General features: G+C 74.0%; 24 protein-coding genes. 14 read left to right on the top strand and 10 right to left on the bottom strand.

The window, feature by feature from the left end:
• Positions 1 to 10: 10 nt before the first annotated feature.
• The 5 genes from IE108_RS21960 to IE108_RS21940 form a co-directional block, all read right to left on the bottom strand.
• A complete protein-coding gene (locus IE108_RS21960) occupies positions 11 to 745 on the bottom strand; it encodes a DUF72 domain-containing protein (protein WP_064727110.1) in 735 nt (244 codons plus the stop codon).
• 16 nt (positions 746 to 761) lie between these two features.
• Positions 762 to 1856: a DUF5925 domain-containing protein gene (locus IE108_RS21955; RefSeq protein ID WP_064727109.1), complete on the bottom strand. Its 1095-nt coding sequence runs from the start codon at positions 1854 to 1856 to the stop codon at positions 762 to 764.
• A 121-nt stretch (positions 1857 to 1977) separates the two neighbouring features.
• Positions 1978 to 2787, bottom strand: coding sequence for a polysaccharide deacetylase family protein (locus tag IE108_RS21950; RefSeq protein ID WP_064727108.1), 810 nt, complete (start codon positions 2785 to 2787; stop codon positions 1978 to 1980).
• The gene (locus IE108_RS21945) at positions 2780 to 3790 is read right to left on the bottom strand and encodes a glycosyltransferase family 2 protein (RefSeq protein WP_064727107.1); all 1011 of its coding nucleotides are present in this window, start codon (positions 3788 to 3790) and stop codon (positions 2780 to 2782) included. The genes IE108_RS21950 and IE108_RS21945 overlap by 8 nt, the downstream gene beginning before the upstream one ends.
• Positions 3787 to 4671: a glycosyltransferase family 2 protein gene (locus IE108_RS21940; protein ID WP_064727106.1), complete on the bottom strand. Its 885-nt coding sequence runs from the start codon at positions 4669 to 4671 to the stop codon at positions 3787 to 3789. The genes IE108_RS21945 and IE108_RS21940 overlap by 4 nt, the downstream gene beginning before the upstream one ends.
• Positions 4672 to 5224: 553 nt before the next feature.
• Here IE108_RS21940 and IE108_RS21935 point away from each other — a divergent pair.
• Positions 5225 to 6031 (top strand): SGNH/GDSL hydrolase family protein, encoded by an 807-nt coding sequence (locus IE108_RS21935; RefSeq protein ID WP_064727105.1) that lies wholly within the window; start codon positions 5225 to 5227, stop codon positions 6029 to 6031.
• On the opposite strand, the gene IE108_RS21930 is transcribed toward IE108_RS21935, so the two are convergent.
• On the bottom strand, positions 6001 to 7650 hold the full coding sequence (locus IE108_RS21930) for a serine/threonine-protein kinase (RefSeq protein ID WP_064727104.1): 1650 nt from the start codon (positions 7648 to 7650) through the stop codon (positions 6001 to 6003). The genes IE108_RS21935 and IE108_RS21930 overlap by 31 nt on opposite strands.
• 242 nt (positions 7651 to 7892) lie before the next feature.
• Between IE108_RS21930 and sigK the strand changes: the two genes are divergently transcribed.
• The 3 genes from sigK (at position 7893) to IE108_RS21915 (ending at position 9610) form a co-directional block, all read left to right on the top strand.
• Complete coding sequence (gene sigK, locus IE108_RS21925) at positions 7893 to 8435, top strand: ECF RNA polymerase sigma factor SigK (protein ID WP_064727103.1); 543 nt, start codon at positions 7893 to 7895, stop codon at positions 8433 to 8435.
• Entirely contained in the window at positions 8432 to 9226 is a 795-nt protein-coding gene (locus IE108_RS21920; protein WP_064727102.1) for an anti-sigma factor, read from the top strand. The genes sigK and IE108_RS21920 overlap by 4 nt, the downstream gene beginning before the upstream one ends.
• A 114-nt stretch (positions 9227 to 9340) precedes the next feature.
• Positions 9341 to 9610, top strand: a complete 270-nt coding sequence (locus IE108_RS21915; protein ID WP_064727101.1) for a hypothetical protein — start codon at positions 9341 to 9343, stop codon at positions 9608 to 9610.
• A gap of 279 nt (positions 9611 to 9889) precedes the next feature.
• Here IE108_RS21915 and IE108_RS21910 read toward each other — a convergent pair whose 3' ends face one another.
• The 3 genes from IE108_RS21910 to hmgA are packed head-to-tail and all read right to left on the bottom strand — an operon-like array spanning position 9890 to position 13174.
• Positions 9890 to 11050: a type ISP restriction/modification enzyme gene (locus IE108_RS21910; RefSeq protein ID WP_064727100.1), complete on the bottom strand. Its 1161-nt coding sequence runs from the start codon at positions 11048 to 11050 to the stop codon at positions 9890 to 9892.
• 22 nt (positions 11051 to 11072) lie between these two features.
• The gene (locus tag IE108_RS21905) at positions 11073 to 11822 is read right to left on the bottom strand and encodes a GntR family transcriptional regulator (protein ID WP_064727099.1); all 750 of its coding nucleotides are present in this window, start codon (positions 11820 to 11822) and stop codon (positions 11073 to 11075) included.
• 26 nt (positions 11823 to 11848) lie between these two features.
• Positions 11849 to 13174, bottom strand: coding sequence for a homogentisate 1,2-dioxygenase (gene hmgA, locus IE108_RS21900; protein WP_189397730.1), 1326 nt, complete (start codon positions 13172 to 13174; stop codon positions 11849 to 11851).
• Positions 13175 to 13383: 209 nt separating this feature from the next.
• Here hmgA and IE108_RS21895 point away from each other — a divergent pair, with 209 nt between their 5' ends.
• The 10 genes from IE108_RS21895 to IE108_RS21850 all read left to right on the top strand — a co-directional run bounded on the left by IE108_RS21895 (position 13384) and on the right by IE108_RS21850 (position 25805).
• Positions 13384 to 13953: a hypothetical protein gene (locus tag IE108_RS21895; protein ID WP_064727097.1), complete on the top strand. Its 570-nt coding sequence runs from the start codon at positions 13384 to 13386 to the stop codon at positions 13951 to 13953.
• 7 nt (positions 13954 to 13960) lie between these two features.
• Positions 13961 to 14578, top strand: coding sequence for a TetR/AcrR family transcriptional regulator (locus IE108_RS21890; protein ID WP_064727096.1), 618 nt, complete (start codon positions 13961 to 13963; stop codon positions 14576 to 14578).
• 93 nt (positions 14579 to 14671) lie between these two features.
• A complete protein-coding gene (locus IE108_RS21885; RefSeq protein ID WP_064727095.1) occupies positions 14672 to 16951 on the top strand; it encodes a molybdopterin-dependent oxidoreductase in 2280 nt (759 codons plus the stop codon).
• A 140-nt stretch (positions 16952 to 17091) separates the two neighbouring features.
• Positions 17092 to 18534 (top strand): CitMHS family transporter, encoded by a 1443-nt coding sequence (locus IE108_RS21880; protein ID WP_064727094.1) that lies wholly within the window; start codon positions 17092 to 17094, stop codon positions 18532 to 18534.
• Positions 18535 to 18601: 67 nt separating this feature from the next.
• Positions 18602 to 19855 (top strand): MFS transporter, encoded by a 1254-nt coding sequence (locus tag IE108_RS21875; RefSeq protein ID WP_064727093.1) that lies wholly within the window; start codon positions 18602 to 18604, stop codon positions 19853 to 19855.
• A 2-nt stretch (positions 19856 to 19857) separates the two neighbouring features.
• The gene (locus IE108_RS21870) at positions 19858 to 20049 is read left to right on the top strand and encodes a hypothetical protein (protein ID WP_064731687.1); all 192 of its coding nucleotides are present in this window, start codon (positions 19858 to 19860) and stop codon (positions 20047 to 20049) included.
• Positions 20050 to 20250: 201 nt separating this feature from the next.
• Entirely contained in the window at positions 20251 to 21588 is a 1338-nt protein-coding gene (locus IE108_RS21865; protein ID WP_064727092.1) for an ABC transporter ATP-binding protein, read from the top strand.
• Positions 21589 to 21711: 123 nt separating this feature from the next.
• Positions 21712 to 23100 carry an aldehyde dehydrogenase family protein gene (locus IE108_RS21860; RefSeq protein WP_064727091.1) on the top strand — a complete coding sequence of 463 codons (1389 nt, stop codon included), beginning with the start codon at positions 21712 to 21714 and terminating at the stop codon, positions 23098 to 23100.
• 20 nt (positions 23101 to 23120) lie between these two features.
• Positions 23121 to 24218 carry a Zn-dependent alcohol dehydrogenase gene (locus tag IE108_RS21855; RefSeq protein WP_064727090.1) on the top strand — a complete coding sequence of 366 codons (1098 nt, stop codon included), beginning with the start codon at positions 23121 to 23123 and terminating at the stop codon, positions 24216 to 24218.
• Positions 24219 to 24479: 261 nt separating this feature from the next.
• Positions 24480 to 25805 carry an MFS transporter gene (locus tag IE108_RS21850; protein WP_064727089.1) on the top strand — a complete coding sequence of 442 codons (1326 nt, stop codon included), beginning with the start codon at positions 24480 to 24482 and terminating at the stop codon, positions 25803 to 25805.
• Here IE108_RS21850 and IE108_RS21845 read toward each other — a convergent pair.
• Positions 25797 to 26774 (bottom strand): DMT family transporter, encoded by a 978-nt coding sequence (locus IE108_RS21845; RefSeq protein WP_064727088.1) that lies wholly within the window; start codon positions 26772 to 26774, stop codon positions 25797 to 25799. The two genes, IE108_RS21850 and IE108_RS21845, sit on opposite strands and share 9 nt — an antisense overlap.
• Positions 26775 to 26844 lie beyond the last annotated feature (70 nt).

Genomic DNA, 26844 nt, shown 5'->3' with positions numbered 1-26844 from the left:
CCCGCGCCCTTCAGGGGTGCGTCCCCCGGGCCAGTCTCGCGAAGGTCCGGGCGTCCGCCACCGCCGCCGCGTGCTGGTCGTTGTTGAAGTACGCGTAGACGTCCTGGTCGCGGGACCAGGTGCTCGTGATGCGGTCGGACCAGGTCGACAGTGAGCGGCGGCCGTAGCGGGGCCACGGTGTCGCCCGGCCCTCGTGGAAGCGGACGTAGCCCCAGTCCGCGGTGCGCCACAGCGGGGTGACCGGGCGGGCCCGGACGTCCGCCCAGCACAGGGCCGCTCCCCGGGACGTGAGGACCTCGCGGACCTCCGGCGTCCACCACGAGTCGTGCCGGGGTTCCACCGCGACCCGGGTGCCGGAGGGGAAGCGGGCGAGGCAGGCGTCCAGGAGGCCCGGGTCGGCCCGCAGGGTCGGCGGGAGCTGGAGCAGGACCGGGCCGAGACGGTCACCGAGGCCCGCGGCGTGGCTCATCAGGCGCTCTACCGGCTCGGCCGGGTCCCGCAGCCGTTTGACGTGCGTGAGGTAGCGGCTGGCCTTGACCGCGACCACGAAGTCCGGATGCACCCGCTCCCGCCACGCCTCGAACGTCTCGCGCGCCGGGAGCCGGTAGAAGGCGTTGTTGATCTCGACCGTCGGGAAGACGTCCGTGTACCGCTCCAGCCAGCGCCGCACGGGCAGACCGGGCGGGTAGAAGGCCTCCCGCCAGTCCCGGTACTGCCAGCCCGACGTGCCGACGAACAGGGGCATACCCCCATCAAAGCATCTACAGGTAGAGCCCGGCGTCCGCACCGGCCCGGGGCTCCGGCAGCGCGGTCGGCGAGGTGCCCCGGCGCAGCGCGTACAGCTCCGCCAGGGTGGCCCCCTCGCGGCCGACGCCCTCCTCGGTGCCGAGCCACCCGGCCGCCTCCGCGCGGGTCAGCGGGCCGACCTCGATGCGGGCCAGGCAGCGGCCGGGCCGGACGACGGCGGGGTGGAGGCGTTCGAGGTCCTCGTTGGTCGTGACGCCGACGAGCACGTTGCGGCCCTGGCCCAGGAGACCGTCCGTGAGGTTCAGCAGCCGGGAGAGCGCCTGCCCGGCGGTGTGCTTGGCCTCGCCGCGGATCAGCTCGTCGCAGTCCTCCAGGAGCAGCAGCCGCCACCGGCCCTTGCCCGACGCGTCCTCCTCGCCGATGGCGATGTCCATCAGGTATCCGACGTCGGAGAAGAGCCGCTCCGGGTCCAGGACGCAGTCCACCTGGCACCAGTCCCGCCAGGACCGGGCCAGCGTCCGCAGCGCCGACGTCTTGCCGGTGCCGGGCGGCCCGTGCAGGAGCAGCAGGCGGCCCGCGATGTCCTCCGGGGTCGTCTTCATCAGGCCGTCCATCGCCTCGGCGACCGGCGCCGTGTAGTTGGCGCGGACCTCCTCCCAGGTGCCGGCGGAGATCTGCCGGGTGGTGCGGTGCGGGCCGCGGCGCGGGGAGACGTACCAGAAGCCCATCGTGACGTTCTCCGGCTGCGGTTCGGGCTCGTCCGCCGCGCCGTCCGTCGCCTCGCCGAGGACCTTCTCGGCCAGCTCGGCGCTGGTCGCGGTCACGGTGACGTCGGCGCCCCGGTTCCACCGCGAGACGAGCACCGTCCAGCCGTCGCCCTCCGCCAGGACGGCGCTGCGGTCGTCGTCGCGGGCGGTCCGCAGCACCCGCGCGCCCTGCGGCAGCAGGGTGGCCGCGGAGCGTACGCGGTCGATGTTCGCCGCGTGCGAGTAAGGCTGCTCGCCCGTCGCGAAACGGCCGAGGAACAGCGCGTCGACGACGTCGGACGGGGAGTCGCTGTCGTCGACGTTGAGCCGGATCGGCAGGGCGTCGTGCGGGTTCACGGACATGCCGTCATGATCCGGCACCCGGCCGCCGCGTGCACCCGGTTTCCCGGGCGCACGCGGTACGGACGGCACGCGCCGCCCGTCCGGCGGTGCGGACGGCCGGCGCGTGCGGGCGGTCGGTGGTTCAGGCACCGGCCCCCAGCACCCGCCCGCGCGCCTGCCGCGTCCTGCGGAGCACGGCGTACCCCTTGGTCAGCGCGCGGTCCCCGGCGAAGGTCCGGGCGATCGCCCGGCCCTCGATCAGCCGGGCGAACTCCTCCGGCCCCGTCCGGCGGCGCACCGTGACCCGCCGCAGGGCGTACGGCCCCTGGGCGCGGCGGGCCAGGCCGTTGCCGACCGCGAGCGCCTGCCCGTACCCCGTCTCGCGCACCGCCCGCCGCACCCGCCGGTCGGAGTACCCGTACGGGTAGGCGAACGACGCCGGCACGGTGCCCAGCTGGTCGGAGACGATCTCCTTGCAGTGGATCAGCTCGAACCGCAGCCGCTCCTCGCCGAGCTGGTCGAGCTGCGGATGCGTGTGGCTGTGCCCCCCGATCTCCACACCGGCCGCGGCCAGTTCGCGGACCTGGTCCCAGTCGAGCATGGTGTCCGGGGCGCCCCCGGTCTCGTACGGACCGCGCAGCCAGCCCGTCGAGACGAACAGGGTGGCCGGGAAGCCGTGCTTGGCGAGGGCGGGCAGGGCGTGCCGGTGCACCCCCTCGTAGCCGTCGTCGAAGGTGATCAGGACGGGCCGCCTCGGCAGCGGACGCCCCGAGCGCCAGGCGGCGGCCAGCTCCGCCGTGCCGACCGGGGTGAGGCCCCGGTCGGCGATCGCCGCCAGCTGCTCCGCGAAGGCCTCCGGGGTCACCGACAGGGCGCGGGTGGCGTCGTTCGGGTCGGCGGCGACCGCGTGGTACATGAGCACCGGTACGCGGGCGTCGTCCTGCTCAGCCATGCGCGCCTCCCTCGGCGGGGGCTAGCGGCGCCACCGAGAAGGCGGCCCCGCCGCGCCGGGCCCGCAGGCTCCCCACGACGTAGCCGCCGGCCGCCGTCAGCACCCCGGCGACGATCGCTCCCGCCCGGCCCGCGCCGCCCGGCCGGGCCAGCACGGCGTCGCGCAGCCCGCGCGCCACCCCGGCCGGCAGCACCCGGGTGGCGTACCGGCGTTCCGACTCCAGGCCTTTGTCCGCGCCGACGCTGCGCGCCACCAGGGCCTTGGACAGCCCCTCGGCGTACGCGCGGGTGCGGAAGTAGCCGAAGCGCTCGCGCGCCGCCGGCACCCGGTGGTGGATCACCGCGCGGTCGTCGATCAGGAGTACGGCGTCGGGCCGGGCGCGGGAGAGCCTGATGCACAGCTCGGTCTCCTCGCACCCCAGCGGCCGCTTGTCGCCGTCGCGTCCGATGCCGGTGGCGAAGCCGCCCGCGGCGTCGAACGCCTCCCGCCGGAAGGAGGCGTTGCCGCCCAGCACGTTGCGCACCCGGACCCGGCCGGGCGGCAGGCCGCGGTAGGTGCAGCCCACCACCCAGTCGAACTCCTCCGGGAACCAGACGGGCCGGTGCCCCGACGCCCAGACGGGCTCGGTGCGCCCGCCGACGGCGACGACCGCCGGATCGGTGTACGCCTCGGCGAAGTGCCCGAGCCAGCCGGGTTCGGCCACGGCGTCGTCGTCGAGGAAGGCGATCACCTCGCCGCGCGAGGCCGCGATGCCGGTGTTGCGGCCGGCCGACAGGCCGCGGGGGCCCGCGTTGGCGAGCACCCGCACCTCGGGCCGTCCCCCGTACTCCTCGGCCAGCCGTTCCCGGAGCGCCTCGTTGTGGTCGACGACCAGCAGCGTCTCCCGGGCCGGGTGGGACTGCGCGCCCACCGAGGCGACCGCCGCGAGGATGTCCTCCCAGCGGTCCTCGGTGTACACGCAGATCACCACGGAGACCGTGAGCGAGGCGCGGGTACCGCTCAAGACGCCTTCCCGCGGGCGGGGGCCACCGCGCTCACGGGGACCGCCGGGGCGACGGCGGTGACGGAACCCACCGGGCCGATGGTCGCCGAGCGCGTACGGCCGCGCAGCGCACGGCGGTTGGAGCGCTCGTCGAGGATGACTCTCAGCACCCGCAGCCCGTCCCGGACGGCGCGCAGGTTGCTCACGCCGTGGATGCGCAGGTACTCGTGGCTGGGAATCTCCTGGACCTTCAGGCCCGCCTTGACCACCCTGATGTTCATCAGGGTCTCCACCTCGAACCCGGTGCAGTCGAGGTCGATCTTGTCGAGGCAGTGCCGCCAGAACGCGTTGTAGCCGTAGCACAGGTCGGTGTACCGGGCGCCGAACTTCCGGTTGACCACCGCGCACAGGACGCGGTTGCCGAGCTTGCGGATGAAGGTCATGTCGTCGGTGCCACCGCCGTTGGCGAAGCGGGAGCCCTTGGCGAAGTCGGCGCCGGAGACGAGCGCGGAGACGTACGACACGATCTCCTGGCCGTCGGCCGAGCCGTCGGCGTCGACCATGACGATGATGTCCCCGGTGCACGCCTCGAAGCCGGTGATCAGCGCGTCCCCCTTGCCCTTGCCGCGCTGCTCCACCACCTTGACGTCCGGCCGCAGCGACCGGGCGACCTCGATGGTGTCGTCGGTGGAGTTGCCGTCGACGAGGACGACCTCGTGGATCCAGTCGGGCAGGGTCTTGAAGACGTAGGGAAGGTTCTCCGCCTCGTTCATGGCGGGAATGACCACGCTCACCGGCGGCGCTATCGCCAGGTGCGAGGAGACGGGCCGGTAGGCGCCGGCGGGTGTCGGATCGGCCGACGGGTCATTGCCCGTCGAAGCAGGCTGGAGCACTGAGCTCATGAGTCTGGTCCCTCTCGTCCGGCGGACCGCCCGCCCCAGGGGCGGTCCGGCTCTGTATCCGGTTCGAAAGGGGGGTTCTCGTCCGGCGGCGCGCGACGAAGTGGCACTCCGTGCGGGCCGGTCGGACTGGCAAAACTTGCCGGCGCCGCGAGAAAAACGGCAGCCGACCGCGCGGCACGGCCCGGTCACCGATGCGGTCACCGAGCACGGCACCCCCCTACCGCGCGTCCCGCCCCGGTGCGCCGCGGCCTCGAGCCCTCCCCTGAGCCGCTTGCCGACGTACCGATGCGGGAGATGTATGACGGTATTGACGGTTGAAACCGTATGGCAAGACCTGGAAGCAGGTCTCACGTTTTTGTGGTTTTGCCGTCATCTGTTCTTTCGCGCCTCAATCTGGCCCAGCCCGCCACGGAGCGTCAAGGGCGCACTGACGTTCCCACTGGCTTTCGTCCGAATTTGAATGACTGTCAGCCATTCCTTGGCATGGACACTTCCGGTCAACGCGCGTAACTGTTACCACCGTTGCGGCAGAGATCCTGCTAAAGGAGGTTCCATGAGACGTCTCCGACTTGTCGGCTTCCTGAGTTCCGTCCTCCTCGCCGCCGGCGCCGCCCTCACCGGGTCCGCGACCGCCCAGGCGGCCCAACCCGCCGCGGCCGGTGGCTATGTGGCCCTCGGCGACTCCTACTCCTCCGGGGTCGGAGCGGGCAGCTACATCAGCTCCAGCGGCGACTGCAAGCGCAGCACGAAGGCCCACCCGTACCTCTGGGCGGCCGCCAACTCCCCCACGACCTTCGACTTCACGGCCTGTTCCGGCGCCCGAACGGGTGATGTTCTCTCCGGACAGCTCGGCCCGCTCTCCGCCTCCACCGGCCTCGTCTCGATCAGCATCGGCGGCAACGACGCCGGCTTCGCCGACGTCATGACCACCTGTGTGCTCCAGTCCGACAGCACCTGCCTCTCGCGGATCGCCACCGCGAAGGCGTACGTCGACTCGACGCTGCCCGGCAACCTCGACAGCGTGTACTCGGCGATCAGCGGCAAGGCCCCCAACGCCCACGTCGTCGTCATCGGCTACCCGCGCTTCTACAAGCTCGGCACCTCCTGTCTGGGCCTCTCGGAGACCAAGCGGAAGGCGATCAACGACGCCTCCGACCACCTCAACACCGCCATCGCCAAGCGTGCCGCCGACCACGGATTCACCTTCGGCGACGTCCGCACCACCTTCACCGGCCACGAACTGTGCTCCGGCTCCGCGTGGCTGCACAGCGTCAACTGGCTGAACATCGGCGAGTCGTACCACCCGACCGCGGCCGGTCAGTCCGGCGGCTACCTGCCGGTCCTCAACGGCGCCGCCTGATCCGAAGCGGAAGCGGAGGGGGAGGCCCCGCCCGTCGGGGCCTCCGTCTCCGTCTGCGTCGCGCAGGTCACGGAGAACGCCACCGCGTCCGAAGTGGCCCGCACCGGCGAGCGCACCTCCACCCGCACGGCGCCCTCGAACGCGCCCTCGTCCTCGCGGGTCGTGACCACGACGGTGTCCTCGTCGGAGCGGTCGCCGCCCGCGGGAAAGGACAGCGTCCGCCACCCCGGGTCCGAGACCGACCCGTCGTCCGTGACCCAGCGGTAGCCCACCTCGGCGGGCAGCCGCCCCACCGTGAACGTCGCCGTGAAGGAAGGCGCCCGGTCGTGCGGCGGGGGACAGGGTCCCGCGTAGTGCGCGTGCGATCCGGCGACGGACACCTTCACCGACTGCCGCGGCGCACCGCTCGCCGAACCGTCGTCCTCCGGGTCCGATTCCGACGACGGCGACGCACTCGGCTCGGCACTCCCGCCCGGTCCCGTGGCCGTGGCACCGGCCGAGGGGCCCCGGCCGCCTCCCGAGCCCTCCGTCCCGTCCCCGCCGTCCGAGTCGTCCAGCAGTCCGTACGTCAGTCCGGCCGCCGTCAGTGCCAGCACGGCCACGCCGGCGACCAGCACGGCACGCGCGCGCCGGTCCCGGTTCGCGGCGGACGCGGGGCCGGAGTCGACGGCCGTCGCCGGTCCGGAAGGCGGGGGAGTCGCGGCGGCCTCCGCGTCCGGGTGTCCCGCGACCGTCGGGTCGTGGCCGCCCGCCGGTAGTGCCCCGGGCGGGCCGTCCCCGGACGCGGCGGTCCCCCCGGCGGCCACCAGCCGCAGTTCCCGCTCGGCGCGGTCGGCCGGGATCCGCTCGGCCGGGTCCTTGCGCAGCAGCCCCTCGACGACCGGCGTGAGCGCACCCGCCCGGTACGGCGGCGGCAACTCCTCGTCGACGACGGCGCGCAGGGTGCTCAGCGGAGTGTCCTGGCGGAACGGCGAGGCGCCCTCGACCGCCGTGTACAGCAGCACGCCCAGCGACCACAGGTCGGACTCGGGGCCGGGGGTGCGGCCCAGCGCCCGTTCCGGGGCGAGGTACTCGGGCGAGCCGATGACCTCGCCGGTCATGGTCAGCGCGGAGCTGCCCTCGACCCGGGCGATCCCGAAGTCGGTGAGGACCACCCGGCCGTCGTTCGACAGCAGCACGTTGGCCGGCTTCACGTCCCGGTGCAGCACCCCGGCCGCGTGCGCCGCCCGCAGCGCGGCCAGCACCTCGACGCCGATCCGGGCCGCCCGCCGCGGCTCCAGCGGGCCCTCGGCGTCCAGCAGATCGGCCAGGGACAGCCCGCGCACCAGCTCCATCACGATCCAGGGCCGGTCGCCGTCGGTCGCCACGTCGTACACCGTGACGACGTTGTGGTGGGCGACCCGGGCCGCGGCCCACGCCTCGCGCTCCAGCCGCGCGTACATCCGCCGCACGTCGCTCTCCGGCAGACCGGACGGCGCGCGCACCTCCTTGACGGCGACCTCGCGGTTCAGCACCTCGTCGCGGGCGCGCCACACCGTGCCCATGCCGCCCTCGCCGAGCGGGGACAAGAGGCGGTAGCGGCCGGCGATCACGCGCTCACCGCCGGGTTCCTCGAACACCGGCGCCCCCTATGACGTCTCGCGCGGACCCGTGCCGGGGACGGACCCGGCCGTCTGCCGCGTTGTCCCAAAAGTAGCCCAGCCGACCACGGATCGTGCCCCCTGAACACCGATCCGGTCTCTCCCCCTCGTCGACTGGCGATTTCGGGCCGCCGATCCGTAACCCCTGCGAAGGGCGCGCCGGCGTGCGCGCCCTCGTCGACGCGGACGGGCCGGGCACGGCCCGGTGGAGAGGGGGCGGGGTGGAGGCGGACGAGCTGATGGCGCTCGTGGCGGACGGCGACCAGAAGGCCTTCGAGGAGCTGTACGGGCTGGTCTCGGGCCCGGTGTTCGGACTCGTACGGCGGGTGGTGCGCGACCCCGCCCAGTCGGAGGAGGTGGCACAGGAGGTGCTGCTCGAACTCTGGCGCTCCGCGGCGCGGTTCGACCCGCGCCGGGGGAGTGCGCTGGCGTGGGTCCTCACCGTCGCCCACCGCCGAGCCGTCGACCGGGTGCGCGCCGCCCGCGCGGCCGGCGAACGCGAGCGGCGCGAGGCCCGGCGCGCCCACCACCCCGCCTTCGACCAGGTCTCCGAGGAGGTCGAGGCCGGGCTGGAACGCGAGTGGGTGCGCCGCTGCCTGGACCGGCTGACCGCCCTGCAACGCCAGTCGGTCACCCTCGCCTACTACGACGGCTACACCTACCGGGAGGTGGCCGAACGCCTCTCCCTTCCGCTGGGCACCGTGAAGACGCGGATGCGGGACGGCCTCGGCCGCCTGCGCGACTGCCTCGGAGGTACCGCGTGACCCTCCTCGGCCGGCTCTCCGGCGGCGGCGACCCGCACTCCCTCGCAGCCCCCTATGCCCTGGACGCCCTGGAAGGCGCCGAACGCATGCGCTTCGAACGCCACCTGGACCGCTGCGGCCACTGTTGTGCCGAGGTCCGCGACCTGTCCGAGGACGCCGTCCGGCTGGCCCGGTCCACGGCCGCCCCGGCCCCCGCGGCCCTGCGCGAACGGGTCCTGGCCGCCGTACGCACGACCCCGCAGGAGCCGGCGCCACGGCCGGCCGCCGATGTGGGGGACGGCCGTCGGACGCCGCGGCGCTGTCGGCCGCGCGGACCGCGCCCGCTCCTCGTCCCCTTCGCCACGGTGACGGCCGCGGCGGCGCTCGTGGTCGCCTCGCTCTTCGCCGTGCAGGCCGACCGGACCCGGGACGAGTTGGACGGTGCGCGGGACCGGGCACGTGAGATCGCCCACGTTCTCGCCGCGCCGGACGCCCGCGCGACGAGCCGCGCGGACGAACGGGGCCGCGGCATCGGGATGGTCGCCTCCGCGGCTGAGGGGCGCGCGGTGATCACCCTGAGCGGGTACGGCGAGCCGCCGGGCGACCGCGTGCACCAACTGTGGCTCGTGCGCCCCGGCGCCGTGCCGCGCTCCCTCGGGCTCCTGGACGGCGACACGCCCCTGACCGTCTCCGGTCTCGACCGGTCCTCGACGTCACTCGCAGTGACCGTCGAACCCGGTGGCGGCTCGGTCCGGCCGACCAGCAGCCCGGTTGTCCAACTCACCCTGGAATCTGTCGGATTCGGAGAGTAATCGGCAACGCCCTTACGGGGAAGGTGAATCCTGTGACCGCGATACACGCATGCCGTACCGGGGCGATAGGGTTACCCTGCCCGGGCCGGTGGACTCGTACGGGTGGGGAGTGACATGGAACAGATAACGGTGCGCAGCAGGGCGAGGGTCCCTGCGATCACCTGCAAGAGCAGCGCGAGCAGCTCGCGCCTCGACCGGCATCTCGCGGTGCTCGGAGGGCCTGCCCTCCCGCAGCGGGAGACCGTGGAGGCGACGTCCCTGATGCGGGAGCTGACCGCGCGCGAGCCCGCGCACAAGCGCAGCAGCAGGGGCGCCAGGGTGCGCCGTGTCTCGCTGTTCGCGCCGCTGCGCCGACTGCGCCGCTCGCTGTTCGGCGGCAACTGAGGCCCGCGCCCCGGACGTCACACCGTCCCGGCGCGGCGCCGCACACCCGCCCGCCGTCCCCCCGGTACGCCCCGGCGCCCCGGTGCGTTCCCGACCGCGGGCACCGCACCCACCCCTGCCCCGCATCCCCGGCCCCGTGCTCCGCCGCCTCCCCGCCCGGCGGACACACCGAGCCGTGGTGACGCGGGACAGAAGACCGTGCCGCCGGATTGACCGGCGTCGTCCTCATTCCGGGTGAGCGGCGCGAGTGCGCCCCCCCCGAAGCGCCGGCCACGGCGCCTACAGCAGCGCCAGCTGCCCCTCCGGCCCTTCCTCCCGTTCGTCCAGTACCGAGGCCGGCCGGCGGGACGTCCCCGGGACCGGGAGTACGCCCGCCGCGCGCAGGTCCGTCGCCGTGATCTGCGTCGTCACCGTCAACTCCGCGCACTCGGCGCGCACTTCGGCGAGCAGGGTGAGGACCGTGATCAGCTCCAGGAGTTCGGACGTCCAGGTCTGCGGCCAGGTGGCCGGGCGGATCGCGGTCAGCGTGCCCGGGTCGCCCTCGGCGGTGCGGGCCGCGAACCACTGGTCCAGGACCCGGACGCCGCCCGCCTCGAACTCCCGGGCGGCGGGCGGGACGGGGGAGACACGGCCCTCGTCGAGGTGCAGCGCCTCCTCCTCCGCGTCGTAGCGCAGGGTCAGCGGGCGCGCGGGCAGCGGGGCGCGGACGTACGGGCGGCGTCCGCCGGGCAGCTTGGGGCGCTCGCCGTCCCGCAGCATCAGGCGCAGCGCCCGCCGGCCCAGGCCGACCCCGTGCTCCCACAGCTCAGGGTCCGCGGTGAGCGGGACGGTCGCCCCGGGCCGCACGGCCGCGACCGACCAGGCCAGCACGTCCGGCGCCGCGACCGGCAGGCCGAGCCGGCCGGCGAGGTGGTCCAGGAGGCCGGGAGCCAGATTGGGCCCCGCGCCGCCCGGCCTGCGGTACAGCGGACGGATCCGGGCGGGGCCGAACAACGGCAGCCGGGAGCCGGCCAGCAGCCGCGGCGGGCCGGCGGCCTCGGGCACCTCCACGACGAACACCTGCCGCTCGTCCGCCACCCGCCACAGCTCCGGGCGGGCCGCGTCGATCAGCCGGTGATCGGGGATCAGCCACTGCTCGTCGAAGGGCGCGCGCAGCACCCGCAGCGGCTCCGGGCACGGCCCCGAGGCGCGCGCCAGCCGCTCGGTGCCCCCGGCGCCGCCGGGCAGCCGCCCGACCGCCGAGTGCGGGGTGCGGGAGCGGGTCGGCTCGAACAGGGCCTCGCGGTCGGCTCCCTCGGCCTTGACCAGCGCGTCCCAGCGGGCCTTCAGGGATGCCGCGTCGGGCGCCGCCGGCCACCCCCGGCCGAGCCGTGGCGGTGCGACGGACCACGGCATGAGGTCCGCCAGCGGCGGGGCGTCGTCGTGCGTCACGCCGGGCATCGTACGACGGGACGGCACGGCCTCACGTGGCGTCCAGGGTGACCGTGAAGGAGAACCGGTCGCCCCGGTAGTGGATGACCGCCACGTCCAGCACCCGGCCCGCGGTGTCGTAGGTGACGCCGGTGTAGTGCAGGATCGGGCTGAGCAGCGGGACTTCGAGCAGCCGGGCCGTCTCCGGGTCGGCGAGCCGGGCCTCCACGGTGTCCGTGATCCGGCTGATGTCCATCCCCACCACGTCCCGCAGCACCTTGGTCATCGGCCACCGCGCCAGGTCGTCCACGTCGATGCGGGCGGCCAGTTCGGGCCGGACGTAGTTGCGGGCGTGGTTGGTGGGCTCGCCCGTCGTCTCGTCGCAGCGCAGCCGGTGGTACGTTCCCACCTCGGACGCCCCCGGGAAGTACTCCGCGACCTCGGGGGGCACCGGCACCGTACCGTGGCCCAGCAGCTCGGCCTTCATGCCGGACTGCTGCGCCACGATCGCGTCCACCGAGCCCAGCAGCCGCACCGGCGCCCCGCGCCGCGCGTCCGGCTCGATGAACGTGCCGCGCCTGCGGTGCCGGGTGATCAGCCCCTCGTCCTCCAGCTCCTTCAGCGCCTGCCGCATGGTCAGCACGCTCACCCCGTAGTGGCCGGCCAACTGCTCCTCGGTGGGCAGCCGCAGCGGGTCCCGGGGCGAGCGGCCGAGTATCGAGGCGCGCAGCGACTGCGACACCTGGTACCACAGCGGCAGCTTGCGGTTCAGGACGATGGAGTCCGGGGCGAAGGAGGTCACGGGCCATCCGTACCGGTCGGGAAACCTCAGTGCAAGGGGCGGAAGTGACGCTCCAGGCCCTGCCAGACGTCGTCGTAGCGGGCTTGCAGGTGTTCGGCGCGGGCCGCCTGGGGGGTGAGGGTCACCGGCCAGCGCGTCTCGAACATGAACGCCAGGCCGTCGTCGATCCGCTGCGGCTTCAGCTCGGCGGCGCTCGCCCGGTCGAAGGTCTCCCGGTCCGGGCCGTGCGCCGACATCATGTTGTGCAGCGAGCCGCCGCCCGGCACGAAACCCTCCGCCTTGGCGTCGTAGGCGCCCTCGATCAGGCCCATGTACTCGCTCATCACGTTCCGGTGGAAGTACGGCGGCCGGAAGGTGTCCTCGCCCACCAGCCAGCGGGGCGCGAAGACCACGAAGTCGACGCCCGCGAGGCCGGGGGTGTCCGACGGGGAGGTGAGCACCGTGAAGATGGACGGGTCCGGGTGGTCGTACGAGATGGTGCCGATGACGTTGAAGCGGCGCAGGTCGTAGACGTACGGCACGTGGTTGCCGTGCCAGGCGACGACGTCCAGGGGGGAGTGGTCGTACTCGGCCGTCCAGAGGTTGCCGCAGAACTTGTTGACCACCTCCACCGGACCCGGCACGTCCCCGTCGTCCTCGTAGGCGGCGACCGGAGCCATGAAGTCCCGCGCGTTCGCCAGGCCGTTGGCGCCGATCGGGCCGAGGTCGGGCAGCTGGAACGGGGCGCCGTAGTTCTCGCAGACGTAACCGCGCGCGTCGGCGTCCAGCAGCTCCACCCGGAAGCGCACCCCGCGCGGGATCAGCGCCACGTGGCCCGGCTCGGCGTGCAGCATCCCGAACTCGGTGCGCAGCAGCAGGCCGCCGCGCTCCGGGACGATCAGCAGCTCCCCGTCGGAGTCGCTGAACACGCGCTCCATGGAGGCGTTCGCGTGGTACAGGTGCACGGCCATGCCGGTGCGCTGGGTCGCGTCGCCGTTGCCGCCGAGCGTCCACAGGCCGGCGACGAAGTCCGTCCCGGCGGACGGCTCCGGCAGCGGGTTCCAGCGCAGCCGGTTCGGGTCCGGCACGGCCTGCGCGAAGGGCGCCGTGCGGATCGCGCCGTTGCCCGCGCGGGTGAACGCCGGGTGGGCGGCCGAGGGGCGGATCCGGTACAGCCAGGAGCGCCGGTTGTGCGCGCGGGGCTCGGTGAACGCCGTGCCGCTCAACTGCTCGGCGTACAGCCCGAGGGGCGCCCGCTGGGGCGAGTTCCGGCCCTCCGGGAGGGCGCCCGTGACGGCCTCCGAGCTGTGCTCGTTGCCGAAACCGGACAGATAGGCCAGCCCCTCCGCGGTCTTCCGCGCGTCCCCGCTCATTGATCGCTCCCTCGTAGCCCGATTCCTATGGCATACCGTAGGATTGCGGTTTCCCGCGCGCAAGAGGGCATACGGCTCTTCCGCGCGCGTCCGGGCCCCTCCGCGCGCGTCCGGGCCCTCCGTGTCGGGACGCGCCTCCTCCCGGAGGATGACCGGAACACGGCCCCCGGGGGATCCGGAGTGTCGGACCCGTGTTCTAGTCTCGCGTCATGTCGTGGACGCGGGGAGTGCTCGCCGTGCCCGCGGTCTGCGTCCTGCTGCTGACGGGGGCCGCGGGCTGCGGCTCCGGCGGCGACGGGAAGCCGGAGGCCGGGGAGTCGGCCCGTCCGGTCGGCAGGCTGCTCGACACCACCGACGAGCAGGGCCGGCGCTTCCGTGAGGTCGACGCCGAGCAGGCCCCCGAGGTCGGCATCGAGGTCCAGCCCGAGGACGACGACAGCTGGGACGTGCGCCTGAGCGTGCGCGACTTCAGGTTCTCGCCCGACGGCACCGAGGCCGAGGCGGTGCCCGGCCGCGGCGTCGCCCACCTCTTCCTCGACGGCGACCTCCTCACCCGCCTGCGCGGCCCGGAGTACCGGCTCACCGCCGACCTCGTCCCGCGCGGCACCCACCAGGTCACGGTCAGGCTCTACGCCGACGACGACACCGTCTGGGCCGTCGACGGCGAGCCCGTGGAGAGCACGGCGGACATCACGGCGTCCGACGCCGAACCCACGGAGGCGACCGGCCCGGAGGAGATCGAGGGCCGGACGGTGCCCCTTCGCGAGACGGCGCCGTGAGGGCATCATGAAGGCCGTGCCCCACCCGACCCCCCTCCGCCGCGCCCCCGTGCAGCGGCGCAGCGCCGAACGGCTCACCAGGATCCTGGACGCCTGCGCCGACCTCCTCGACGAGGTGGGCTACGACGCGCTGAGCACCCGGGCCGTGGCGCTGCGCGCCGACGTCCCCATCGGGTCGGTGTACCGCTTCTTCGGCAACAAGCGGCAGATGGCCGACGCCCTGGCCCAGCGCAACCTGGAACGCTACGCGGAACGCGTGACCGAACGCCTCACGGAGAGCGCCGACGAGGGCTGGCGCGGCGCCCTGGACGCGGTGCTCGACGAGTACCTCGCGATGAAGCGGACGGCCCCCGGTTTCTCCCTGATCGACTTCGGCAACCAGATCCCGGTCGGCGACCGCGCCGCCGTCCCCAACCACCGGGTCGCCGAGCGGCTCACCGAACTGCTCTCCGGCTACCTCGGCCGCCGCCCCGACGACGATCTGCGCCGGGTCTTCCTCGTCGCCGTGGAGACCGCCGACACCCTCGTGCAGCTCGCCTTCCGGGTCGCCCCGGACGGCGACGCGAAGATCATAGAGGAGGCGCGCGAGCTGCTCCGGGCCTATCTGGGCCGCGTGCTGGACTGACCCTCCCGTGCGGACGCCCGTGCGAGGGCTCCCCAACATGCCTACCGGTCGGTATGCTCGCGTCAAGAGCCACGCCGCCCTCCGGGAGGACCCGTGCCCCGCACCGCCCTGCGTATCTGCCCCCTGTGCGAGGCCACCTGCGGCCTGGCCCTCACCATCGACGGCACCGAGGTCACCGCCGCCCGCGGCGACCGCGACGACGTCTTCAGCCACGGCTTCATCTGCCCCAAGGGCGCCTCCTTCGGGGCCGTCGACTCCGACCCCGACCGACTGCGCGCCCCCCTGGTGCGCAAGGACGGCGAACTGCGCGAGGCCGGCTGGGAGGAGGCCTTCGACGCGGTCGCCGCCGGCCTCCGCGCCGTCGCCGACCGGCACGGTCCGCACGCGGTCGGCGTCGTCCTCGGCAACCCCAACGTCCACACCGTGGCCGGCGGCCTCTACCCGCCCGTCCTCCTCGCCGCCCTGGGCACCCGCAGCCTCTTCACCGCCTCCACGGTCGACCAGATGCCCAAGCACGTCTCCAGCGGGCTGCTCTTCGGCGACGCCAACGCCATCCCCGTGCCCGACCTCGACCGCACCGACCACCTGCTGCTCATCGGCGCCAACCCGCTGGAGTCCAACGGCAGCCTGTGCACGGCCCCCGACTTCCCCGGCCGCCTCAAGGCCCTGCGCGCCCGCGGCGGCACCCTCACCGTCGTCGACCCCCGCCGCACCCGCACCGCGAAGCTCGCCGACCGGCACGTCGCGATCCGCCCCGGCACCGACGCCCTGCTGCTCGCCGCCATGGTCCACGTCCTGTACGAGGAGGACCTCGTCGACCTCGGAGACCTCGCCCCGCACGTGCTCGGCGTCGACGAAGTCCGCGCCTCCGTACGCGACTTCACCCCCGAGGCCGTGGCCGCCGTCTGCGACGTGGAGGCCGGCGTGACGCGCGCCCTCGCCCGGGAACTGGCCGCCGCGCCCACCGCCGCCGTGTACGGTCGCATCGGCAGCTGCACCGTCCCGCACGGCACCCTCGCCAGCTGGCTCGTGGACGTCCTCAACATCCTCACCGGCAACCTGGACCGGCCCGGCGGCGCCCTCTTCCCGCAGGCCGCGACCGACCGGACCCCGCGCCCTGCCGGACCCGGCCGCGGATTCGCGCTCGGCCGCTGGGCATCCCGGGTCGGCGGGCACCCCGAGGCCAAGGGCGAACTGCCCCTGTCCGCCCTCGCCGAGGAGATCGACACCGCCACCGGTCCCGGCACCGGCACGCCGGTCCGCGCGCTGATCACCATCGCCGCCAACCCCGTGCTGTCCGCGCCCGACGGCGACCGGCTCGACAAGGCGCTGGACTCGCTCGACTTCATGGTCAGCGTCGACCCGTACCTGGGCGAGACCTCGCGCCACGCCGACGTCGTCCTGCCGCCGCCCCCGCCCGCGCAGAGCCCCCACCACGACTTCGCCTTCAACACCCTCGCCGTGCGCAACCAGGTCCGCTACACCCGCCCCGCCGTCCCGCTGGAGCCCGGCCGGATGGCGGAGACCGAGATCCTGGCCCGCCTCACCCTGGCCGCCACCGGCCGGCACGGCACCGACCCCGCCACCGTCGACGCCATGGTGATCGAGCAGACCCTCGGCAAGTCCGTCCGCGACCCGCACTCACCCGTGCACGGCCGCGACCCCGGCGACCTGGCGGCACGCCTCACCGGCGAGAACGGCCCCGAGCGGCGGCTCGACCTGATGCTGCGCCTCGGCCCCTACGGCGACGGGTTCGGTGCGCGCCCCGACGGGCTGACCCTGGAGCGCCTGCTCGCCCACCCGCACGGCATCGACCTCGGACCGCTGCGCCCGCGCCTGCCGCAGCCGCTGAAGACCCGCAGCGGCAAGGTGGAGCTGCTGCCGGAGCCGATCGCCGGCGACCTGCCCCGCCTGCGCCAGGCCCTGGCCGAGCGCCCCGCCGGGCTCGTCCTCGTCGGCCGCCGCCATCTCAGGTCGAACAACAGCTGGATGCACAACATCCCGGCCCTCACCGGCGGCTCCAACCGCTGCACCCTGCACGTCCACCCCGACGACGCGGGGCGGCTGGGCGTGAGCGCCGCGCAGCCCGTCCGCGTACAGGGCCCCGGCGGAGAGGTGACCGTCCCCGCCGAGATCACCGACAGCGTCCGGCCCGGCGTGGTCAGCCTCCCGCACGGCTGGGGCCACGACCGCCCCGGCACCCGCCAGACGCACGCCGCCACCGAGCCCGGCGTCAACGTCAACCAGCTCCTCGACGGCAGCCTCCTCGACCCGCTCTCCGGCAACGCGGTCCTCAACGGCGTACCGGTGAAGCTCGTGCCCCTGCCCGCAACCACAACCGCGGCCGCGGCCGCGCCCGTGCCCTCGCCCTGACCTGAGCAAAGCCGTGACCTGGAGTTTTGCGCTTATTGCTCGCATGTCAACGTCTTGTTAACGCGACTTCGCGGCACCTAACGTCGCTCGCACCGCCTGCCCCGGTGGAATGTTCAAGGGCGAACGTTAGGTACTCACACATGCTGACCATCCTCGGCTTCGCCATGATCGCGACCTTCCTGGTCCTGATCATGATGAAGAAGATGTCGCCGATCGCGGCGCTCGTGCTGATCCCCGCGCTCTTCTGCGTGTTCGTCGGCAAGGGCGCCCACCTCGGCGACTACGTCATCGACGGCGTGTCCAGCCTCGCCCCCACCGCGGCGATGCTCATGTTCGCGATCGTCTACTTCGGGGTGATGATCGACGTCGGGCTCTTCGACCCGATCGTCCGGGCCATCCTGAAGTTCTGCAAGGCCGACCCGATGCGCGTCGTCGTGGGTACGGCGCTGCTCGCCGCGATCGTCTCGCTGGACGGCGACGGCTCGACCACCTTCATGATCACGGTCTCGGCGATGTACCCGCTGTACAAGCGGCTGAAGATGAGCCTGGTCGTGATGACCGGCGTCGCCGCGATGGCCAACGGCGTGATGAACACGCTGCCCTGGGGCGGGCCCACCGCCCGCGCCGCCACCGCCCTCAAGGTCGACGCCACCGACATCTTCGTCCCGATGATCCCGGCCCTGGCCGTCGGTCTGCTCGCGGTCGTCGCCCTCGCCTACGTGCTCGGTCTGCGCGAGCGCAGGCGGGTGGGCACGCTCACGCTGGACCAGGCGCTGGTGCGGGAGCGGGAGCGGGAGCCGGAGAGCGAGACGGTGCTGGTCGGTGCGGGTTCGGGTGCTGAGGCGGGTGCCGGTCGTGGCGGGCCGGGCGGAGCGGACCGCTCCCGGGGTTCCGCCGGCTCCGGCGGCTCCGGCGCGGCGGACGAGGCGTCGGACGACGACTTCAAGGGCCTCGACCCGAACCGGCCCACCCTGCGCCCCAAGCTGTACTGGTTCAACGCGCTGCTCACGGTCGCGCTGCTCACCGCCATGATCATGGAACTGCTGCCCATCCCGGTGCTCTTCCTGCTCGGCGCCGCGCTCGCGCTCACCGTGAACTTCCCCCACATCCCGGACCAGAAGGCCCGGATCGCGGCCCACGCCGACAACGTGCTCAACGTCTCCGGCATGGTCTTCGCCGCCGCCGTCTTCACGGGCGTCCTCACCGGCACCGGCATGGTCGACAGCATGGCCAACTGGCTCGTGGAGACCATCCCCGAGGGCATGGGCCCGCACATGGGCCTGGTCACCGGCCTGCTCAGCCTGCCGCTCACCTACTTCATGTCCAACGACGGCTTCTACTTCGGCGTGCTGCCGGTGCTCGCCGAAGCCGGGCACGCGCACGGCGTCTCCACGCTGGAGATCGCCCGCGCCTCGATCGTCGGCCAGCCGCTGCACATGTCCAGCCCCCTGGTCCCGGCCGTCTACGTCCTGGTCGGCATGGCCAGGGTCGAGTTCGGCGACCACACGAAGTTCGTCGTGAAGTGGGCGGTCCTGACGAGTCTGGTGATCCTCGCGGCGGGCATCCTGTTCGGCATCATCTGACCAGCGGCCCGGCGCCCGGCTCCCCGGGCGCCGGGCGCACACCCCGCAGTCGGGAAAGGACACGATCATGACGCCCGGTGGGAACCGCGGCTGGCTGCTCCGCCTCGTCATCGCCTTCGGCTTCGCGCAGGGGGCGGTGTCGATGGCGCGGCCCGCCGTCTCCTACCGGGCCCTCGCGCTCGGCGCGGACGAACGCGCGGTCGGCGTCATCGCCGGCGTGTACGCGCTGCTGCCGCTGTTCGCCGCCGTTCCGCTGGGCCGCCGCACCGACCACGGCCGCTGCGCGCCCCTGCTGCCCGCCGGTGTCGTCCTCATCGCCGGCGGCTGCGCGCTCAGCGGCGTCGCCGGGTCCCTGGGGACGATGGCGTTGTGGAGCGGCGTCATGGGCCTCGGTCACCTGTGCTTCGTCATCGGCGCCCAGTCGCTGGTCGCCCGCCAGTCCGCGCCGCACGAACAGGACCGCAACTTCGGCCACTTCACCATCGGCGCCTCGCTCGGGCAGCTGATCGGCCCCATCGCCGCCGGCGCCCTGATCGGGGGCCCCGACATGGCCGGCAGCAGCGCGCTGGCCCTGCTCGTGGCGGGCGCGGGCGCGGCGGTGGCCTTCACGTCCCTGTGGCGCATAGAGCACCCGAGGGCCGCCGGACCGGGCGCGGAGCGTGGCGGCCGCGTGCCCGTGGGGAGCATCCTGCGGGCCAGGGGCGTACCGGCGGGCATCCTGATCAGCCTGTCGGTCCTGTCGGCCACCGACATCCTCACCGCCTACCTGCCCGTCGTGGGCGAGCACCGGGGCATCTCCCCGGCCGTGATCGGCCTGCTGCTCAGCCTGCGCGCGGCCGCCACCATCGCCTGTCGGCTCGTGCTGACGCCCCTGCTGCGGCTGCTCGGCCGGACGGCGCTGCTCACGGTCACCTGCCTGCTGGCCGCGCTGCTGTGCGCCGGGGTCGCGCTGCCGGTGCCGGTGTGGGTGCTCGCGCTGATGCTGGCCGTGCTCGGCTTCTGCCTCGGCGTCGGCCAGCCGCTGTCCATGACGACCGTCGTGCAGGCCGCCCCCGACGACGCGCGCTCCACCGCTCTCGCCCTGCGGCTGACCGGCAACCGTCTCGGCCAGGTCGCCGCCCCCGCGGCGGCGGGACTGATCGCCGGCGTCGCCGGCGTCGCCGCGCCCTTCGTGATGCTGGGCGCGCTGCTGCTGCTCTCGTCGGGGGTCGCGCTGCGCTCCCCGTCGGCGACCGCGGGCGAGCGGCGGCGCACGGCGATCGGGCAGGATGGCGCGGACCGGGCCGGTGACGGCCGGCCGTGCCGGGAAGCGAAGGGATGAGCATGATCCTCATCTTTCTGTCCGCGCTCCTCCTCCTGGTCGTGGGCGGCTGCGCCTGCGTCGTGTGGGCGGCCCGCGGAGGCCCGCGCTGGACGCGCGGGGTCTCCAGGGCGACCCTGCTGGCGGGCGAGCTGATGCGCGACGCGAACCGGCGTCCGCGCGGGGGCGGGAGCGGTGGCGGCGGGGACGACTGAGGGAACTCCTGAGGGAACCCGGTGAGGGAACCCGATCGTCCGCTTTCTCACCAGTTGGACGCCGGCGGGCGATCCGGTCGCCCGTCTTCCCCCGGCCGCGCACGGTCCGTTAACTTCCGTGACTCATACGCCCCGTACGACCCGCACGAGGGCGTCCGACCGCGGAGCACCAGCGACCAGTGAGCCCCCGGGGGCACCTCCATGACACGCGCCATCACCCTGCACGACGTGAGCAAGACCTTCGCGCGAGGCGTCCGCGTGGTGGACCGGCTGTCGCTGGACATCGCGCCCGGCGAGTTCCTCGTCCTGCTCGGCCCCTCCGGCTGCGGCAAGTCCACCGTGCTGCGCATGATCGCCGGTCTGGAGGAGGTCACCGAGGGCGAACTGCTGCTGGACGGCGCGTACGCCAACGACCTGCTCCCCGCCGAGCGCCGGATGGCGATGGTCTTCCAGAACTTCGCCCTCTACCCCAACATGACCACCCGCGGGAACATCGGCTTCCCCTTACGCGTCGAGGCCCCCCAGGCCGACCCCGGTCCCCGCGTGGACGCCACCGCCCGCATGCTGGGCATCGAGGACCTCCTCGACCGCCTCCCCGCCCAGCTCTCCGGCGGCGAACGCCAGCGCGTCGCCATGGGCCGGGCCATCGCCCGCCGGCCGTCCGCCTTCCTGATGGACGAACCGCTGTCCAACCTGGACGCCAAGCTCCGCAACCACCTGCGCGCCGAGATCACCGGGCTGACCCGGGAACTGGGTGTCACCACCGTCTACGTCACGCACGACCAGTCCGAGGCCATGTCGCTCGGCGACCGGGTCGCGGTCCTGCGCGGCGGCGTGCTCCAGCAGGTCGACACCCCGCGCGCGGTGTACGCGCTGCCCCGCAACGTCTTCGTCGCCGCCTTCATCGGCACCCCGCGCATCAACCTGCTGCGCGGCGTCGTGCGCGCCCCGCTGGACGGGGCGATGACGATCGGCCTGGGCAAGCAGGCCCTGCGCCTGCCCGAACCGCTCTGTCTGGACCACCAGTTGCTCCGCGTCCAGCAGGGCCGGGAGGTGATCGTGGGCCTGCGTTCCGAGGCGGTCCGGATCGCGAAGCCGGCCTCGGCGCGCCCCGGCGAGGTGCTGCTCACCGGCCTGGTCGAGCACGTCGAGTTCCAGGGCCACGAGATCCTCGTCCATCTCAACACCGGCTCCAGGCCGGCCGTCGTGCCCGACCTGGAGGCCCCGCGGCCCGCCGCCCGGCCGGTCCGGCGCCGCCGCCGCGACGGTACCGTCCTGGACCGGCTCCGGGAACGGGCGGGCGCCCTGCGCGCCGGGCCGGTGGCGGTCGTGGACGACGCGGAGGAGCCGGGCCCCGCGGTCACCGCCCCCGACGGCCGGCTCCCCGGCGACCTGATCGTCCGGACCACCCCCGACATCGACCTGCGCCACGGCATGCAGATCCCCCTCCTCGTCGACCTCGCCCACCTGTTCGTCTTCGACCAGCACGGCGACCGCATCTGCCCGGCGCCGGCCCGGTTGCCCGACCTGGAGGAGTGAACCCGCCGGGCCCGGCCCCCCGGACAGGGGTGAGCCGCGCCACCATCGGGGCAGCCCCTGGTGCCGTAAAACTATCGGCGCTAGTTTGGGGCCGGACGACGAGGCCCGCCCGGAGGGAACCCGATGAAGGCACACGACGGCATGTACATCGACGGCGCCTGGCGGCCCGCCGACGGACGGGACGCGATCGACGTCGTGAACCCGGTCGACGAGCAGGTGATCGGCAGGGTCCCCGCCGGCACCGCCCTGGACGTCGACACCGCCGTGCGCGCGGCCCGCGCCGCCCTGCCGGGGTGGGCGGCCACCCCGCCCGCCGAGCGCGCGGCCCGGCTGGCCGCGCTGCGGGACGTCCTGGTCGCCCGCAAGGACGAGGTGGCCGAGACGGTCACCGCCGAACTGGGCTCGCCGCTGAAGTTCTCCCAGGCCGTGCACGCCGCCGCCCCCATCGCGGTCGCGGGCTCCTACGCCGAGCTGACGGCGACGTACGCCTTCGAGGAGAAGGTCGGCAACTCCGTCGTGCACCACGAGCCCGTCGGCGTCGTCGGCGCCATCACCCCGTGGAACTACCCGCTGCACCAGATCGTCGCCAAGGTCGCCCCGGCGCTCGCGGCCGGCTGCACCGTCGTGCTGAAGCCCGCCGAGGACACCCCGCTCACCGCCCAGCTCTTCGCCGAGGCGGTCCACGAGGCCGGCGTCCCCGCGGGCGTCTTCAACCTGGTCACCGGCCTCGGCCCGGTCGCCGGCCAGGCCCTCGCCGAGCACCCCGGCGTCGACCTGGTCTCCTTCACCGGCTCGACCGCCGTCGGCCGGCGCATCGGCGCCCTCGCAGGCGCCGCCGTCAAGAACGTCGCCCTCGAACTCGGCGGCAAGTCCGCCAACGTCATCCTGCCCAGCGCCGACCTGGCCAAGGCCGTGAACGTCGGCGTCGCCAACGTCATGTCCAACTCCGGTCAGACCTGCAGCGCCTGGACCCGCATGCTCGTCCACCGCGACCAGTACGACGAGGCGGTGGCGCTGGCCGCCGAGGCCGCCGCGAAGTACGGCGACCGGATCGGCCCGGTCGTCAACGCCAAGCAGCGGGAGCGCGTGCGCGGATACATCGAGAAGGGCGTCGCCGAGGGGGCGCGGATCGTCGCGGGCGGCCCCGAAGCCCCGCAGGAGCAGGGTTACTTCGTCTCCCCGACGGTCCTCGCCGACGTCACCGAGGACATGACCGTCGCCCAGGAGGAGATCTTCGGACCCGTCCTGTCCGTCCTGCGCTACGAGGACGAGGAGGACGCCCTGCGGATCGCCAACGGCACGGTGTACGGCCTGGCCGGCGCCGTCTGGGCGGGGGAGGAGGCCGAGGCGGTCGCCTTCGCGCGCCGGATGGAGACCGGGCAGGTCGACATCAACGGCGGCCGGTTCAACCCGCTGGCGCCCTTCGGCGGCTACAAGCAGTCCGGCGTGGGCCGCGAACTGGGCGCGCACGGCCTCACCGAGTACCTCCAGACCAAGTCCCTCCAGTTCTAGCCAGGGGAGTTGCCCACGCCATGGCCGTCCGTACCGCTGTCCGTGCCGCCGTCGTACCCGCCGTAGGCGCCCCGCTGGAGGTCACCGGGATCGAGCTGCCCGAACCGGGCCCCGGCCGGGTGCGGGTGCGGCTCGCCGCCGCCGGGGTCTGCCACTCCGACCTGTCCCTGTCCAACGGCACCATGCGCGTGCCGCTCCCCGCCGTCCTCGGCCACGAGGGCGCCGGGACCGTCCTGTCCGTCGGCGAGGGCGTCACCCACGTCGCGCCCGGTGACCGCGTCGTCCTCAACTGGGCGCCGTCCTGCGGCTCCTGCCACGCCTGCGCGCTCGGCGAGGTCTGGCTGTGCGCGAACGCCCTGGCCGGCGCCGCGCACGTGCACGCCCGCCGCGCGGACGACGGCACCGACCTGCACCCCGGCCTGAACGTCGCCGCGTTCGCCGAGGAGACGGTGGTGGACGCCGGCTGCGTGCTGCCCGCCCCGGACGGCATCCCGCTCACCGACGCCGCGCTGCTGGGCTGCGCCGTCCTCACCGGCTACGGCGCGGTCCACCACTCGGCCAAGGTGCGCGAGGGCGAGACGGTCGCGGTCTTCGGCGCCGGGGGAGTGGGCCTCGCCGCCCTCCAGGCGGCCCGGATCGCGGGCGCCTCGAAGATCGTCGCCGTGGACGTGTCCGCGGAGAAGGAGGAGCTGGCCCGCGCGGCCGGCGCCACCGACTACCTCATCGCCTCCGACACCACCGCCCGCGAGATCCGCGCCCTCACCGGCAAGCAGGGCGTCGACGTCGCCGTCGAGTGCGTGGGCCGCGCGGCCACCATCCGCACCGCCTGGGAATCCACCCGGCGCGGCGGGCGCACCACCGTGGTCGGCATCGGCGGCAAGGACCAGCAGGTCACCTTCAACGCCCTGGAGATCTTCCACTGGGGCCGCACCCTCTCCGGCTGCGTCTACGGCAACGCCGACCCGGCCCGCGAACTCCCCGTCCTGGCCGAACACGTCCGCGCGGGACGCCTCGACCTCGGCGCCCTGGTCACGGAGCGCATCGCGCTGGACGGCATCCCCGCGGCCTTCGAGAACATGCTGGCGGGCAAGGGCGGCCGGGCGCTGGTGGTCTTCTAGGCCGCCGCGCGGAGCCGCACAGAGCCGCACCGCGCCGAGGGCGCCGGGATCCGTCCCGGCGCCCCGTTCCGCGTGCCCGCGCGCTCCCGTGCCGTCCCGGTGGCGGTTCCACGAACATCCGGCACGACTGTTGACCCCATACCGTCCGGTCAGTACGTTCCCCGAAACGTTTCCCCGGCGTCCCCTCCCCACCCCGACGTCCCCGCGTACGCCCCAAGTCCCACGCCCCACGTCCCCCCGCACCCACCGGAGCGTGCCCGTATGGACACCACCCCCTCCGCTCAGCCCCGCCCCGCCACCACGGCGGCGGCCGCCCCCAACCGGCGGCGCGTGGCCACCGCGGCGGCCCTCGCGTCGGCCGTCGAGTGGTACGACTACTTCGTCTTCGGCATCGCCGCCGCCCTGGTCCTCGGCGACCTCTACTTCCCGGCCGGCAGCTCCACCGCCGGTGTCCTGGCCGCCTTCGCCACCTTCGCCGTCGGCTTCCTCGCCCGCCCGATCGGCGGCATCGTCGCCGGGCAGCTCGGCGACAAGAAGGGCCGCAAGCCCATGCTGGTCCTCGCGCTCACCCTGATGGGCGTGGCCACCACCGGAATCGGGCTGCTGCCCACGTACGAGACGATCGGCGTGGCCGCCCCGATCCTGCTCGTCCTGCTGCGCATCGCCCAGGGCGTCGCCGTCGGCGCCCAGTGGGGCGGCGCGATGCTGCTGGCCACCGAGTACGCCCCCGAGGGCAAGCGCGGCATCTACGGCAGCGTCGTCCAGCTCGGTGTGCCCATCGGCGTCGTCACCGCCAACACCGTCTTCCTGCTGGCAGGCGCCTTCACCTCCGAGCCGGCCTTCGAGGCCTGGGGCTGGCGGGTGCCGTTTCTGGTCGGTCTGCTCGTCCTGGGGCTCGCTCGGTACATCCACACCCGCGTCGAGGAGACCCCGGAGTTCCGGGAGGCCGAGCGGTCGCTGGCGAAGAAGGAGCAGGGCGAGCAGACCTCGCCACTGCGCGTCATCGTGCGCGATCACCTCGGCACCGTCCTGCTGGCCGGCGGCTCCTTCGCCGTGAACACCGCGACGTTCTACATCCTCATCACCGGCGTCCTCGACTACACGACCCGCGAACTGGACATGGAGCACGGCGCGGTGCTCGCCGTCTCGCTCTGCGTCAGCCTCACCCAGCTGGTGCTGATCCCGGTCTCCGCCGCCCTGTCCGACCGGTTCGGCCGCATCCGGGTCTACACCGTCGGCGCGGCCGGAATCGCCGTCTGGGCCGTGCCCCTGTTCCTGCTCATCGACACCGGTTCGCTGGTGTGGCTGGCCGTCGGCACCTTCGTCGCCAGCTGCTTCCTCAGCATCATGTACGGCCCCCAGGCCGCCCTGTTCGCCGAGCTGTTCACGCCGGAGATGCGCTACACCGGCGCCTCCCTCGGCTACCAGATCGCCGCCGTGGGCGGGGGCGGGCTGGCGCCGTTCGTCATGGTGCTGCTCCTGGAGGCGACGGGGACCTCGCTGGCCGTCTCCGGCTACATCATCGCGCTGTCGGTGATCGCCCTGGTCTCCATCAAGGTGCTGGCGGGCCGGGCGCGTTCACGCTGACCGCGAGGTGTCCCTGGGCCGCGGCGCCACCGCTCCGTCCGGCGCCGCGGTCCGCGCCCGCCGCCGGGACCGCGACACCGCGACCCCGGCCAGGCACAGCGCGCCGCCCGCCAGGGTGAGCGGGCCCGGCACCTCACCGAGCGCCAGCCACGACATCAGGACGACCAGGGCGGGCACCGCGTACGTGGTCGCGCCCATGCGCCCGGCGGTCGTCCGGGCCAGCGCGTACGCCCACGTGGTGAAGGCCAGCGCGGTCGGGAACACGCCCAGGTACAGCATGTTCAGCGTCGCGGAGACGGGCGCCTCGGCCGCCTCGTGCACCAGCTGCCCGGCGAACGGCAGGCACAGCACCGCACCGGTCAGGCACCCGAACGTCGTCACCTGGAGGGCGGTGGCGTGGCCCAGCGCGGGCTTCTGGGCGACCACCCCGCCCGCGTACGCCACCGCGGCCAGCAGGCACAGCACCACCCCGAACAGCGAGGAACCGCCCTCGCCCGACATCGACAGGCCCACGGTCACGGCGCCGGCGAAGGACACCGCCATCCCCGCCACCAGCCGCGGCGGCAGCGCGTCGCCGAGCAGCCGGGCGCCGAGCAGCGCGATGAGGATCGGGCCGACGTTGACCACCAGCGCGGCGGTGCCGGCGTCCACCTGCTGCTCGCCCCAGTTCAGCGCCATCATGTAGAAGCCGAACCAGAGCAGCCCCGATATCGCGATCCCCCGCCAGGCCGGCCGCGGCGGCAGTCCGGCCCGGCGCACCAGGCAGATCAGGCCGAGGGTCACCGCGCCGGCCAGCAGCCGCCCGAGGGCCAGCGCACCCGGCGAGTAGGCCTCGCCGGCGCTGCGGATGGAGACGAAGGCCGAGGCCCACAGGACGACGGTCACCGTGGCCGCTCCGGCGGCGAGCAGTTGCGAACGGCGGCCGGAGGCCGAGGCGGCGGAGGGGGACGGGCGGGCGGTGGTCATCATGCTCCAGACGGTAGGACGCGACGGCCTCTCGGGCTCGCGGATTTCGGACCTCGCGGATTCGGACGTCTCG

Source organism: Streptomyces parvulus, assembly GCF_014648855.1.
In the GTDB taxonomy this organism is placed as follows: Bacteria; Actinomycetota; Actinomycetes; order Streptomycetales; family Streptomycetaceae; genus Streptomyces; species Streptomyces parvulus.
Note: the sequence above shows the minus strand (reverse complement) of the source record. Positions and strands in the feature narration are given on the sequence as shown.